Source organism: Bacteroides ovatus (assembly GCF_001314995.1).
GTDB classification, from domain to species: domain Bacteria; phylum Bacteroidota; class Bacteroidia; order Bacteroidales; family Bacteroidaceae; genus Bacteroides; species Bacteroides ovatus.
Map to the genome: position 1 here is coordinate 5,014,816 of NZ_CP012938.1, position 14,477 is coordinate 5,029,292.

General features: G+C 41.8%; 9 protein-coding genes. All 9 read left to right on the plus strand.

Translation table 11 applies throughout. The features are described from left to right. Positions 1 to 24 precede the first annotated feature (24 nt). The 9 genes from Bovatus_RS18950 (at position 25) to Bovatus_RS18990 (ending at position 14,319) form a co-directional block, all read left to right on the plus strand. Positions 25 to 1,872, plus strand: a complete 1,848-nt coding sequence (locus Bovatus_RS18950) for a phosphodiester glycosidase family protein (protein ID WP_224440823.1) — start codon at positions 25 to 27, stop codon at positions 1,870 to 1,872. A 44-nt stretch (positions 1,873 to 1,916) separates the two neighbouring features. Further along, entirely contained in the window at positions 1,917 to 2,936 is a 1,020-nt protein-coding gene (locus Bovatus_RS18955; RefSeq protein WP_004322169.1) for a phosphodiester glycosidase family protein, read from the plus strand. A gap of 271 nt (positions 2,937 to 3,207) precedes the next feature. After that, positions 3,208 to 4,668, plus strand: a complete 1,461-nt coding sequence (gene rhaB / locus Bovatus_RS18960) for a rhamnulokinase (protein ID WP_004299869.1) — start codon at positions 3,208 to 3,210, stop codon at positions 4,666 to 4,668. A 46-nt stretch (positions 4,669 to 4,714) separates the two neighbouring features. After that, positions 4,715 to 5,971: an L-rhamnose isomerase gene (locus Bovatus_RS18965; RefSeq protein WP_004299875.1), complete on the plus strand. Its 1,257-nt coding sequence runs from the start codon at positions 4,715 to 4,717 to the stop codon at positions 5,969 to 5,971. A gap of 3 nt (positions 5,972 to 5,974) precedes the next feature. Continuing rightward, on the plus strand, positions 5,975 to 6,994 hold the full coding sequence (rhaT, locus tag Bovatus_RS18970) for an L-rhamnose/proton symporter RhaT (RefSeq protein WP_004299877.1): 1,020 nt from the start codon (positions 5,975 to 5,977) through the stop codon (positions 6,992 to 6,994). A gap of 92 nt (positions 6,995 to 7,086) precedes the next feature. Then, positions 7,087 to 7,896: a rhamnulose-1-phosphate aldolase gene (gene rhaD / locus Bovatus_RS18975; protein WP_004299882.1), complete on the plus strand. Its 810-nt coding sequence runs from the start codon at positions 7,087 to 7,089 to the stop codon at positions 7,894 to 7,896. A gap of 19 nt (positions 7,897 to 7,915) precedes the next feature. Continuing rightward, a complete protein-coding gene (gene fucO, locus Bovatus_RS18980) occupies positions 7,916 to 9,070 on the plus strand; it encodes a lactaldehyde reductase (protein ID WP_004299884.1) in 1,155 nt (384 codons plus the stop codon). 215 nt (positions 9,071 to 9,285) lie between these two features. Continuing rightward, the gene (locus Bovatus_RS18985) at positions 9,286 to 10,185 is read left to right on the plus strand and encodes an AraC family transcriptional regulator (protein WP_004299886.1); all 900 of its coding nucleotides are present in this window, start codon (positions 9,286 to 9,288) and stop codon (positions 10,183 to 10,185) included. Positions 10,186 to 10,293: 108 nt separating this feature from the next. Beyond that, the gene (locus tag Bovatus_RS18990; protein WP_004299888.1) at positions 10,294 to 14,319 is read left to right on the plus strand and encodes a hybrid sensor histidine kinase/response regulator transcription factor; all 4,026 of its coding nucleotides are present in this window, start codon (positions 10,294 to 10,296) and stop codon (positions 14,317 to 14,319) included. Positions 14,320 to 14,477: the final 158 nt, after the last annotated feature.

Sequence of the window (14,477 nt, forward strand, 5' to 3'; positions counted from 1 at the left end):
TTTTAAATGGAGAAAATAATGAAAATGAAATATTTATATATGTCTTTTCTATTGGCGTTAGTCTATAGTTGTAGTGACTCTGGAGATAATTCAGATTATAGCGAAATGTTGAAAAAAGATTTCAACCAAGAAATTAAATGGGATGTGGATTCATTGGCTCTTATGAGAGCATCTTGGGAAAAAACGGATTTAGGTAACGGGGCAGCTGTTTGTACGGCACAAGCGAGCATGTGGGGGACTACCCAAAGCGTTTCTTATGTGGTATATCCGACGACTATGTTTTCTACCAGAGTTGCTGTATGTGATACTCCTGCCAAAACTAGTATGATTGCTAAAGATAAAAAAGCATTGTTTGCTATCAATGGCAGTTATTCTATTTCCGGAAATCCGTCTACATTTACTATGGTGGATAAGGTGGTGAAGGTTGCGTCTACGATCGAATCTGCCAGTAAAGTGAACGGAGTGATTGCTATTGATGCGGAAGGTTCTGTAGATGTGAAGTCTTGTACGTTTTCAGATTATACGGATGTGGAAGATGAATATGAATCAGCTTTAGCATCAGGTCCAATGTTACTTATGGAAGGGAAAGTGTGTTCGTTTCCTCAAGATGCTATTTATACACAACGTATGGCTCGGTCTGTGATTGGGATAACTGCTCAGGGAAAAATGATGCTGCTTACTATTGATGGTGCTATAACGGGAAATGCTGATGGTGCAACACTTGAGGAGGCAGCTTTTATTGCCAAAACATTGGGGATGAAGAATGCGGTTTGTTTGGCTGACGGAAGTTCTTCCACGCTATGGACATCAGGTAAAGGCGTAGTGAATCATCCGGTTGGAAATGGACAGTATGATCATGAAGGCGAAGGTACAGTGTCTACTGTGATCTATGTTGCAGCTTCTTCTTTATTTGACGGTGGTGATGGAACGGTTGATAATCCTTATTTGATTAGCAATAGGAATCATATGAGGAACATGATGTCTGTTGTAGAACTTGATAAAACTTATTATTTCGAAATGACGAATGATGTTGATATGACTGGCATTGACTGGAAACCGCTGAATACGGGTGAGCCTGTTGACCGTTTTGATATAAAGATTCATTTTGATGGTAAGGGACATACGATTAGAAATTTACATTGTGAGATCAGTTCTCGGTACGCCAGTTTCTTTGGGGTAATGAATGGTTCATGTCGTAATGTGCGCTTTGAAAATGCGGAAGTTATTGGATATGGTTCTTCTTGTACGGGTATTGTTGCCGGTTATTTGGGAACAAATGCTTTGGAGTGTTTGATTGAAAATGTATATGTGTCTGGTACTGTAAGTGGCATACAGCAAGTGGGTGGTATTGGTGGCATTTTTGCTAAAGGTACTGTACGGAATTGTTATGCAGATGTAAAAGTAATCGGGGCTTCTCGTGCCGGTGGTATTGTTGCTGAACCAAGGAATGCTGTAGTTGTTGAAAACTGTTTTGCGACAGGAACTCTTTATAGTACAGGAAATGCAGGTGGTATTGCCGGAGGACTTAATGGCAATAATCCTACAATAAAAGGTTGTATCGCTTGGAATGAACAGATTGATGGTGAACCTGTATCAGGACGTGTTATTGGATGGCAGTCAAATACCTATACGAAGGCTACGGATTGTTATGCGAAAAAAGATATGATTATCGCATGGGGACCCAACAAAGGTATGACGGGGGCCGATGCTAATACTGCCGGAACTTATGATTGGGGTAACAATAAAACTGCAATTTGCCATGGTATTACTACGGAAAATAGTGTAGATGCTGCTAAGAAAATAGGTTGGTCTACAGATATATGGGATCTTTCAGGCGTAACTCCATTATTGAAATCTTTTAATGATAAGTAATGATACGAATAGGGAATCTATATGTTTATTTAAAAAATTATATTATGAAGTTTACGAAGTTAACAATTGCTTTTTTATCCGTATTTTTTTGTCTAGTTGTCGCTTGTGGAAGTGATGGGATCAATGATGACCCCAAAACACCGGATGTTACAGAGCCGGTAACACCAAATGAACCGGACGAACCGGACAACCCTTCCGTTGTAAAAGTTCCGACTCTACAGAAGAATGTCCAAGATGAATGGAAAATTGATTCTATCGATGATGGTTTTATTTATTATAACTATGAACGGTATGACGATGTGAGTAAGGCTCAACAGATTGTAAATGTGCTGGAAATTGATTTACTTTCCAATAAGTACAAAGTTGAATTTACATATAATAATGGAGATTCTCTTTCAACTACAGCACAAGTACGTGGGGCTATTGGTGGTATTAATGGTGGGTATGAACAGGAAGCTATTTATATTCGTATCAATGGAACTAATATCTCTGAAGTGACACTACCGGAGGGACATTTACGATACTGGAAACATGATGGTGCGCTTTATTCGGATGGAAAATCTGATATTGGAATTATATATGGCGGCAGAAATGGAAAGGCTGCAATTGATACATATAAACAACATTCTGCAAAGTATTTGTTAGCTAGTGCCCCCACACTGATTGACGATTACAATCCGTTAGGTGAAACTTTTGTTGGTAATTATACTATGGAACAATTGGAGTCTTTTGACTATGAAGATTATCGCAGACATCAAGGAGTACGTCATCCTCGTACGGTGGTTGCTGTGACAGAGGATAAAGATTTGTTGTTAGTCACTATTGATGGGCGCTGGGCTGGTAAGGCGGAAGGTATGAGCGCAAAAGAAGTAACCTTATTCCTCAAAAAGCATTTCAATCCTCAATATGCACTTAATATGGATGGTGGTGGATCTACTACTATGTATGTGAAGGGGAAAGGAGCGGCAAAAACAGATGTTGTCAATTATCCTACTGATAATGGAGTCTTTAACCACTATGGACAACGTCGTGTAACAACTCATATTATAGTAAAAAGAAAGTAGATCTTAATCATTTCATCATAAAATAGGTATTTTATATATTGTAAACGGTATAAATCCATTTAGCAAAGATGGCTTTATACCGTTTATTAGTACCTATACAGAGGTGTAGGGAAAATGTGAATCTGTTTATATTTGCAATTGTATTGTGTCTTTTGTCTTTTGTGTCAAAATGTATACCCTTTCAATCAAAATACATAAGGAAAAGGAGGAGGGAATCGCCTATCTTTGCCATGTAGGTAAATGGATACCTTAAATATATAGACAGAATACCATGAAACAAAACTTTTTTGCAGTCGACCTGGGCGCAACGAGCGGCCGTACAATCTTAGGAACTTTCATTGAAGGCGGATTAAATCTGGAAGAGATTAATCGCTTTCCTAACCACCTGGTTGAAGTAGGTGGACATTTCTATTGGGATATTTATGCATTATATCGTCATATTCTTGACGGGTTGAAGTTGGTTGCTCACCGTGGAGAGTCCATTGCTTCTATCGGTATCGATACCTGGGGAGTGGATTTTGTATGTGTCGGAAAAGACGGTAACTTGCTTCGCCAGCCTTATGCATATCGTGACCCGCATACAGTAGGAGCACCGGAGGCTCTTTTCTCCCGTATTTCCCGTAGCAAAGTGTATGGTAAAACGGGTATTCAGATTATGAATTTTAATTCACTTTTCCAATTAGATACTTTACGTCGCAATCACGACAGTGCGTTGGAGGCGGCAGATAAAATTCTGTTTATGCCGGATGCGTTGAGTTATATGCTTACCGGAGAGATGGTGACGGAATATACGATTGCTTCGACAGCCCAGCTGGTGAATGCACAGACACGACGTTTGGAGCCGGAGTTGCTGAAAGCGGTAGGATTGAGTGAGAAGAATTTCGGCCGTTTTGTATTCCCGGGTGAAAAGGTGGGAGTATTGACGGAAGAAGTGCAAAAGATAACCGGACTGGGTGCAATTCCTGTGATTGCGGTAGCCGGCCATGATACCGGTTCTGCTGTTGCTGCCGTTCCGGCATTGGATCGCAACTTTGCTTATTTGAGTAGCGGAACCTGGTCACTGATGGGAGTTGAAACGGATGCTCCGGTGATTAATGCTGAAACGGAAGCGTTGAACTTTACCAATGAAGGTGGTGTGGAAGGAACTATCCGTCTATTGAAGAATATCTGTGGAATGTGGTTGCTGGAACGTTGCCGTCTGAATTGGGGAGATACAAGTTATCCTGAATTAATCAGTGAGGCGGATGCTTGTGAACCGTTCCGTAGTCTGATTAATCCGGATGATGACTGTTTCGCGAATCCTGCGGACATGGAAAAAGCTATTACAGAATATTGCCGGGCTACCGGACAGTCGGTTCCCGAGAAACGCGGACAAGTAGTGCGTTGCATCTTTGAAAGTTTGGCTTTGCGTTATCGCCAGGTGTTGGAGAATTTGCGTTCACTTTCTCCCCGTCCGATTGAAACATTGCACGTGATTGGCGGAGGTAGCCGGAATGATTTGCTGAACCAGTTTACTGCCAATGCGATAGGAATTCCTGTGGTAGCCGGTCCATCTGAAGCAACAGCCATCGGTAATGTGATGATTCAGGCAATGGCAGCAGGTGAAGCAACGGATGTTGCCGGTATGCGCCAGTTAATCAACCGCTCTATCCCGTTGAAAACTTATCAGCCGCAAGATACGGAAGTTTGGGACGCGGCTTATATCCATTTTAAAAATTGCGTTCGGAAATAAATAGAACGATCGACAGAATAATCATTTTTAAAACTAATAGAATATCATGAAAAAAGAAGAACTGATTCAGAAAGCGTATGAAATTGCTGTGGAACGTTATGCAGCAGTAGGTGTAGACACCGAAAAAGTATTGAAAACTATGCAGGATTTTCATCTGTCACTTCACTGCTGGCAGGCTGATGACGTTGCAGGATTTGAAGTACAGGCCGGTTCATTGACCGGAGGTATCCAGGCAACCGGTAATTATCCGGGCAAAGCTCGTAACATTGATGAACTGCGTGCTGACATCTTGAAAGCTGCTTCTTATATCCCGGGGACTCATCGTTTGAACTTGCATGAAATCTATGGAGATTTCCAAGGTAAGGTGGTAGACCGTGACCAAGTGGAACCGGAACATTTCAAGAGTTGGATAGAATGGGGTAAAGAACATAACATGAAACTTGACTTCAACTCTACTTCTTTCTCTCATCCGAAATCAGGTGACTTGTCACTTTCTAATCCTGATGAAGGTATCCGTCAGTTCTGGATTGAACATACCAAACGTTGTCGTGCAGTTGCAGAAGAAATGGGTAAGGCACAGGGCGATCCATGTATCATGAACCTTTGGGTGCATGACGGAAGCAAGGATATCACTGTAAACCGAATGAAATATCGTGCGTTGTTGAAAGATTCTTTGGATCAGATTTTCGCTACCGAATATAAGAATATGAAAGATTGTATCGAATCTAAGGTGTTCGGTATCGGCCTGGAAAGCTACACGGTAGGTTCTAACGACTTCTATATCGGTTACGGTGCTTCTCGCAATAAGATGATTACTTTGGATACCGGTCACTTCCATCCGACAGAAAGTGTAGCTGATAAAGTATCTTCATTATTGCTTTATGTTCCTGAATTGATGTTGCACGTAAGCCGTCCGGTTCGTTGGGATTCAGACCACGTAACTATCATGGATGACCCGACTATGGAACTGTTCAGCGAAATCGTTCGTTGCGGTGCTCTGGATCGTGTACATTATGGTCTTGACTATTTCGATGCATCTATCAACCGTATTGGTGCATACGTAATCGGTAGCCGTGCTGCACAGAAATGTATGACTCGTGCTCTGCTCGAACCGATTGCCAAGTTGCGTGAATACGAAGCAAACGGACAGGGATTCCAACGTCTGGCTTTGCTTGAAGAAGAAAAGGCTCTTCCTTGGAATGCAGTTTGGGATATGTTCTGCTTGAAGAACAATGTTCCTGTTGGTGAAGATTTCATCGCAGAAATAGAAAAGTACGAAGCCGAAGTAACTTCTAAACGATAAGTTATGGAAATCTTAATCGGCTTATTGATTATAGCCATCGGTAGCTTTTGCCAGTCCAGTTCTTATGTACCTATCAAAAAGGTAAAAGAATGGAGCTGGGAAAGCTTCTGGTTAATACAAGGTGTATTTGCCTGGTTAGTGTTCCCGTTCCTGGGTTCACTACTGGGTGTACCCCAAGAGAGCAGTTTGTTCGACTTGTGGGGAGCAGGAGGTGCTGGAATGAGCATCTTTTATGGTATATTGTGGGGAGTAGGAGGATTGACTTTCGGACTTTCCATGCGCTATTTGGGTGTTGCGCTCGGACAGAGTATCTCACTGGGTACTTGTGCCGGTTTCGGTACCCTTCTTCCGGCTCTTTTTGCCGGTACAAACTTGTTTGAAGGTAACGGGCTGATTCTTTTGTTGGGTGTTTGCATCACGTTGGCAGGTATTGCTATTATCGGGTATGCCGGTAGCTTGCGTGCGCAAAACATGAGTGAAGAAGAAAAACGTGCTGCCGTAAAAGACTTTGCATTGACAAAAGGGTTACTGGTTGCACTTTTGGCTGGTGTCATGAGTGCCTGCTTTGCTTTGGGACTGGATGCAGGAACACCTATCAAAGAAGCCGCTTTGGCTGGTGGAGTGGAAGGACTTTATGCCGGTCTTCCGGTTATCTTTCTGGTTACGCTTGGAGGCTTCCTGACAAATGCAGCTTACTGTTTGCAACAGAATGTAGCTAATAAATCGATGGGTGACTATGCTAAAGGAAAAGTATGGGGCAATAATCTAGTGTTCTGTGCGTTGGCTGGTGTACTATGGTATATGCAGTTTTTCGGATTGGAAATGGGTAAGAGCTTCCTCACCGAAAGCCCGGTGTTACTGGCTTTCTCCTGGTGTATTCTGATGGCATTGAACGTAACCTTTAGTAATGTTTGGGGAATAATTCTGAAAGAATGGAAAGGGGTATCAAACAAGACCATAACTGTGCTGATAGCTGGTCTGATCGTCCTTATCTTCTCTTTAGTGTTCCCAAATTTGTTTTAAAAAAATCAAGAACGGATTACACGGGTTATGCAGTTTTTTTATAACTTGCGGCAAAATCCGTGTAATCCGTGCCTAATTAAAATATATATATAATGAAATCAATTTTAGAGAATCGTCCGGCACTTGCCAAAGAAGTAAACAAGGTAGCAGAAGTTGCCGGATACTTGTGGCAGAAAGGATGGGCTGAACGTAATGGTGGTAATATAACTGTTAATATCACAGAGTTTGTAGACGATGAAATCCGTCAGATGAAGCCGATCAGCGAAGTAAAGTCTATCGGTGTGACTCTTCCTTATCTGAAAGGCTGCTATTTCTACTGCAAGGGAACTAATAAACGCATGCGTGATTTAGCCCGCTGGCCGATGGAAAATGGTTCGGTAATCCGTATTCTGGATGACTGTGCCAGCTATGTGATTATTGCGGATGAAGCCGTAGCCCCGACATCGGAATTGCCTTCTCACTTGAGCGTACACAATGACCTGTTGAGCAAAAACTCTCCTTATAAAGCATCTGTACACACACACCCGATTGAACTGATTGCCATGACACATTGTCCGAAATTTCTGGAAAAAGATGTGGCTACCAATCTGTTGTGGAGTATGATTCCTGAAACAAAGGCATTCTGCCCGCGTGGTTTGGGTATCATTCCTTATAAATTACCTAGCTCGGTGGAATTGGCTGAAGCTACCATCAAAGAATTGCAGGATTACGATGTGGTGATGTGGGAGAAACATGGTGTATTTGCAGTGGATTGCGATGCGATGCAGGCATTCGATCAGATTGATGTACTCAATAAGTCGGCTCTGATTTATATCGCAGCTAAAAATATGGGCTTCGAACCGGATGGTATGAGTCAGGAACAGATGAAAGAAATGTCAGTTGCTTTCAATCTTCCTAAATAAAACAACAAATAGCACAATTATGAATCGCATTATTTTAAACGAAACTTCTTACTTCGGTGCCGGATGCCGTAGTGTCATTGCTGTGGAAGCAGCCAGACGTGGCTTTAAGAAAGCCTTTTTTGTAACGGATAAAGATCTTATCAAGTTTGGGGTGGCTGCCGAAATCATTAAAGTATTTGATGAAAATCAGATTCCTTACGAACTTTATAGTGATGTAAAAGCGAACCCTACGATTGCAAATGTACAAAACGGTGTGGCGGCATACAAAGCTTCCGGAGCCGATTTTATCGTTGCTTTGGGCGGCGGTTCTTCCATTGATACTGCCAAGGGAATCGGTATTGTTGTGAACAATCCGGATTTTGCAGACGTGAAATCTCTGGAAGGGGTAGCCGATACCAAACACAAAGCGGTGCCTACTTTCGCGCTGCCTACTACTGCCGGAACAGCTGCCGAGGTAACGATCAATTATGTGATTATTGATGAAGATGCCCGCAAGAAAATGGTTTGCGTAGATCCGAACGACATTCCTGCCGTAGCTATCGTAGACCCTGAACTGATGTACTCAATGCCAAAAGGATTGACTGCAGCTACCGGTATGGATGCTTTGACTCATGCCATCGAAAGTTATATCACTCCGGGTGCCTGGGTTATGAGCGATATGTTCGAATTGAAAGCCATTGAAATGATTGCTCAAAACTTGAAAGCAGCTGTGGATAATGGTAAAGATGTGGCAGCCCGCGAAGCAATGTCACAGGCACAATATATTGCCGGTATGGGATTCTCGAATGTCGGTTTAGGAATTGTTCACTCGATGGCGCATCCGTTAGGTGCATTCTATGATACTCCTCATGGGGTAGCCAATGCCTTATTGTTGCCGTATGTGATGGAATACAATGCTGAATCTCCGGCAGCTCCGAAATATATCCATATTGCGAAAGCAATGGGAGTGGACACTACCGGAATGAGTGAAGCCGAGGGAGTAAAAGCGGCTGTTGAGGCAGTGAAAGCACTTTCTGCCAGTATCAATATACCGCAAAAATTACATGAAATCAATGTGAAGGAAGAAGATATTCCTGCACTGGCTGTAGCTGCTTTCAATGATGTTTGTACAGGCGGTAATCCTCGTCCTACTTCGGTAGCAGATATCGAAGCTCTATATCGCAAAGCTTTCTAAAGTTAGTTTTTGCGGAAGTTCTTTTCACCACAGATTACACGGATTAGCACAGATTCAATCTTGAATTATTGATTTTCTATATCAAGATTCTGTGTTAATCCGTGCAATTTGTGGTGTTTCCTTACTACAACCGGATGTTTTTTTATACCCTTGCGTGTGTTTTCTGAAAATAATTCCTATTTTTGTCCAACTCAATTACATGAAAACACATCGGTATGATCGAGGATAATAGTTTGGGATTAGAATTTAAATATCTGATTGTAAATGACATGGACCGTAAATTCGGGCTATGGGTAAATACTGTCGGTTATCAATCCATTCCTCCCGATTCACCTTATCCGTTGAAAGAGCATCCTTCCGGTTACTTCTTTAATGCAGAAAAAGGAAGAGTGCTTCGTGAGTATCAATTGGTATATATCACCAAGGGGCGTGGTTTGTTTTCATCTGATTCTACCTCTGAAAAGCAAGTTTGTAAAGGTCGGTTGATGGTATTGTTTCCCGGACAATGGCATACTTATCGCCCGTTGCGGCAGACTGGTTGGAGGGAATATTATATCGGTTTCGAGGGGCCTATGATAGACGCCATTGTTGATGATGCTTTTTTGTCGCAGGAACAGCAAATACTGGAAATAGGCCTTAATGAAGAGTTAGTCTCATTATTCTCCCGTGCTCTTGCCGTAGCCGAAGCGGATAAGATTTCCGCGCAACAATATCTTTCCGGGATTGTGCTCCACATGATAGGGATGATTCTTTCCGTCTCCAAAAATAAGGTTTTCGAGATGAGTGATGTGGATCAGAAGATCGAACAGGCAAAAATCATTATGAATGAAAATGTTTCCGGCAATGTGGACCCGGAAGAGTTGGCTATGCGACTCAATATTAGTTATTCATGGTTTCGACGTGTTTTTAAGGAGTATACAGGTTATGCTCCGGCTAAATATTTCCAGGAATTGAAACTTCGTAAAGCTAAACAAATGCTGGTGGGAACTTCCCAGTCAGTAAAAGAGATTTCTTTTTTTCTAGGTTTCCAGTCAACCGAATATTTTTTCTCTTTCTTCAAGAAACGTACGGGACTTACTCCGTTGGAGTATCGTTCGTTCGGGCGGGAAGAATGAATAGGATGAAGTCCATATCTATTAGTTATTTGGCTCTGATTTTGGGAATATCATAAAAACTGTTACTTTTGTGGCGAAGATAATGTGCTATAAACCATCATTCTTGATATGCGCGGACAAAAACTATCTAAGATCCATTTTCTTATTCTGTTATCTCTTTTAGGATTTATATCTCCTCTTCAATCACAGGAATATAAGTTCAGAACATTGGGTGTGGAGGATGGATTGTCGCAAATAACGGTGAGCGATATTTGTCAGGATGAGAAGTCGCGTATATGGATTGCCACACTGGATGGTCTGAATTGTTTCGATGGCAATCATATTAAAGTCTTTAATCATTTTCATAACGATTCCATCAGTTATGGTAATCTATATGTCACCCAGATGGTGGAGGACGGCCAGGGGAGTCTTTTTCTCTTGACTTCTACCGGACTTTTCCAGTTCGACCTTGAAACGGAGAAATATTATATTCTTCCGGTGTCTTCTCCTTCCACTCTTGCCAAAGGAAAGTTGGGAGTGTGGATTGCAGAAGGGGGAAAACTCTTCTTGTATGATAAGAATACCCGTTCCGTGAAGCCAATGTATGCGGAGGTACATTTGCCGGACACCGGGCCGACAATGGTAGAAGGTTCGGAAGGAAATCTTTGGGTTGCTTTGAAAGATGGCGGGGTGATGCGTGTGGATACTTGTGGATTGATGTCGCTTTATTTGCCCGGAATCAAGGTGATGAAACTGATAAAAAGTAACGATCAGAATATTTGGGTTGGTTCGCAGGATCATGGTGTTTTCTGTTTTTCACCTCAAGGTGCAGTCATACATCATTATGATTATAACAACAAGAGTGTTTACACGGTCCGGGATGATATGGCAAGAGCGCTATGTCAGGATTTGGAAGGGAATATATGGGTAGGTTACAGAAGCGGATTGAGTAAGATTGAGGTGGCTACCGGGAAAATATTTCATTATCAGGCGGATCCTAACCGGGTGGGGGCTATGTCCAATCGTTCGGTGACTTCTCTTTATACGGACAAACAAGGAACTGTCTGGGTGGGGACTTATTGGGGCGGCGTGAATTTCTTCTCACCGGAATATCAACATTTTGTACATTATCATGCTTCGGATACCGGATTGTCTTTTCCGGTGGTGGGTGCTATGGCAGAAGATAAATCCGGAAATATATGGATTTGCACAGAAGGTGGAGGACTGGATTTATATCAACCGGAACAAGGAACATTCAAGCATTTTAATGCGCATACCGGATATCATTTTAGTACGGATTATCTGAAAGATGTCGTTTTTGATGAGGCTAATAACTGCTTGTGGATTGCCGCTGACTTTACAAACAGGGTCAACTGTTTTCATCTTGATAACTATCGGAATGATATATATGACCTCGAACCGCTCGGAGAGGAAAGTGTGGGAGAAGCTCTGTTTGCCTTGGCCGACACTCCTCGTAAATTGTATGTAGGTACAACATCTGCAGTTGTTAGTCTGGATAAACAGACCTTAAAAACTGAAGTGTTGTTTCATCAAAAGGAGTTGTTTACACATAATTATAACACTTTGTTGCTTGATTCGAAAAACCGGCTATGGTTTGCTTCCGATGATGGTTGTGTAGCTTATGTGATTGATAAAGGATGGTTTGAAACGTATAGGATAAGTCTGAAGAAGCAGGTCAGATCTCAAAAAGAGCTGGTCAATGTCATCTATGAGGATCGAAAGGGAAACATTTGGGTCGGAACACATGGCAACGGGCTTTTCTTGTTGGATAAGAAAGAGCGATTGTTTCGTTTGCATACTCCTGAAAGCGTATTATCGGGAGAAAATATCAGAGTGTTGGGCGAAACTCCTTCCGGGAATTTATTGATTGGTACCGGACATGGATTGTCTGTGTTAGAACAGAAAGACGGGAAAGTGATAAACTTCAATTCTAAAACAGGATTTCCGCTGACTCTTGTTAATAGGAAATCCATGCATGTATCCCGCAATCATGATATTTATATGGGAGGAGCTACCGGACTGGTTGCCATTCGTGAAAGTAGTTTGTCCTATCCTCCGAAAATATATGATTTGGAGTTGGCGCATTTGTATGTCAATAATAAAGAGATTACCACAGGCGATCAAACCGGCATCCTAAATAAGTCCTTTGCCTATACCGACCGGATTAAATTGAATTATTTGCAGAATGTGTTTTCTATCGGTTTCTCGACAGACAACTTTCTGCATATTGGCGGTGGTGAGGTAGAATACCGGTTGATAGGTTCTAATGACGAATGGAGTGAGAATCGTTTGGGGAATGATATTACCTATACAAATATATCTCCGGGCGATTATGTTTTTGAGATCAGACTGAAGAACTTTCCGGAAGTAATCAGATCTCTTCATATAACGATCACGCCACCTTTTTATGCCACCTGGTGGGCTTATACTATTTATGTGTGTGTGATTCTGACGATTCTATTCTTTGTGGTGAGAGAATATAGAATTCGGCTGTTCTTGAAAACATCATTGGATTTTGAACTTCGTGAGAAACAATATATTGAAGAAATGAACCAATCCAAACTGCGTTTCTTCACTAATATCTCACATGAAATCAGAACCCCTATTACCCTTATCCTGGGGCAGGTTGATCTGTTGTTGAATTCCGGTAAGTTGTCTACGTATGCTTATTCGAAATTACTGAATATACATAAAAATGCCGGTAACCTGAAATCATTGATAACGGAGTTGCTTGATTTCCGGAAACAGGAGCAGGGACTTTTGAAACTGAAAGTTTCTCAATTTGATTTATATTCTTTACTCAAAGAGCATTATGTATTGTTCAAAGAATTGGCAGCTAACAGGAATATTTCGTTTGTTTTGCATGCTGACTGTGAGCAATGCCTCGTGTGGGGAGATCGTATGCAATTGCAGAAAGTGGTTAATAACCTGCTGTCGAATGCTTTTAAATATACTTCAGACGGTGGAAGTATCAGTATGGAATTGGCTGATGGAGCGGATGAATGTATGTTTTCCGTTTCAGACAATGGGGCAGGAATATCCGAGGAAGATTACGTGAAGATATTCGAGCGGTTCTATCAGGCCGAGAATATCGGACAGTATGGAGGAACGGGTATCGGGCTGGCTTTAAGTCAGGGAATTGTGAAAGCTCATCAGGGAGATATAACTGTAGAAAGCCAGTTGGGGAAAGGTTCATGCTTTAAGGTCACTCTGAAGAAAGGAGATGCTCACTTTGATTCTTCTGTTTCCCGGATTGAACCGGAGCAGGATAAGGAATATATTTATTATTCGGAAGATAAAGAACTATTGGTTAAGGAGGTACAGACGGCTCAAAGTGAGAGTGGGACTACTGACTGCAAGCTGTTGGTTATTGATGATAATGAAGAAATCAGAAATATCCTTGTAGATATCTTTTCTCCATTGTACACGGTTGAAACTGCAAGTGATGGTGAGGAAGGGTATGAAAAAGTAAAAATGATGCAGCCTGATCTGGTTATTTCGGATATTATGATGCCCGGAATGCCCGGAACGGAATTGTGTGCCAAAATTAAGAACAATATTGAAACTTGTCATATCCCTGTCGTTCTTCTGACTGCCCTTAGTGCGCCCGAACGTGAGTTGGAAGGATTGAGAATTGGAGCGGATATTTATGTGGTGAAGCCGTTTAATATGCGGCGGCTGGTGATGCAATGCAATAATCTGATTAATACCCGCAGACTTTTACAGAATAAATATGCCCATCAGCTGGATAGCAAAGCGGAGAAGATTGCAACGAATGAACTCGATCAGAGGTTTATCGAACAAGCGACGCAGGTAGTGGAAGATAATATGGAAAATCCCGAATTCAGTGTAGATGTCTTCTCACGTGAGATGGGGGTGGGACGTACTGTCTTATTCCAGAAGATAAAAGGTATCACGGGAAGTACGCCAAATAATTTTATCATGAATCTGCGTCTGAAAAAAGCGGCATATTTTCTGCAGAATTCTCCGGAAATGAATATATCGGATATTGCTTACCGGTTAGGATTTGGAAATCCTCAATACTTCAATAAATGTTTTAAAGAACTTTTTGATATTGCTCCTACGCAATACCGAAAAGCTCATAATACCTCCTCCGAACCCTCTGTGAAGTGATTAAAATAAGTCATCTGGATTTTTAGACTAGATAAAACGAACAATTCGATAGGGTGCAATATATTCAAATGCGATACTTTTGTGGCGTTGGATAATGCCAGCTTGTACTTGAGTTTTCTTTGGTTAGGTGTGTCCGCACACACTTTCATTTGGTAGAC

Excerpts from the sequence above, each read along its gene's own strand:
- Bovatus_RS18950 (WP_224440823.1), top strand. The coding sequence starts at position 25 with ATGAAATATTTATATATGTCTTTTCTATTGGCGTTAGTCTATAGTTGT.
- Bovatus_RS18955 (WP_004322169.1), top strand. The coding sequence starts at position 1,917 with ATGAAGTTTACGAAGTTAACAATTGCTTTTTTATCCGTATTTTTTTGT.
- rhaB (WP_004299869.1), top strand. The coding sequence starts at position 3,208 with ATGAAACAAAACTTTTTTGCAGTCGACCTGGGCGCAACGAGCGGCCGT.
- Bovatus_RS18965 (WP_004299875.1), top strand. The coding sequence starts at position 4,715 with ATGAAAAAAGAAGAACTGATTCAGAAAGCGTATGAAATTGCTGTGGAA.
- rhaT (WP_004299877.1), top strand. The coding sequence starts at position 5,975 with ATGGAAATCTTAATCGGCTTATTGATTATAGCCATCGGTAGCTTTTGC.
- rhaD (WP_004299882.1), top strand. The coding sequence starts at position 7,087 with ATGAAATCAATTTTAGAGAATCGTCCGGCACTTGCCAAAGAAGTAAAC.
- fucO (WP_004299884.1), top strand. The coding sequence starts at position 7,916 with ATGAATCGCATTATTTTAAACGAAACTTCTTACTTCGGTGCCGGATGC.
- Bovatus_RS18985 (WP_004299886.1), top strand. The coding sequence starts at position 9,286 with ATGATCGAGGATAATAGTTTGGGATTAGAATTTAAATATCTGATTGTA.
- Bovatus_RS18990 (WP_004299888.1), top strand. The coding sequence starts at position 10,294 with ATGCGCGGACAAAAACTATCTAAGATCCATTTTCTTATTCTGTTATCT.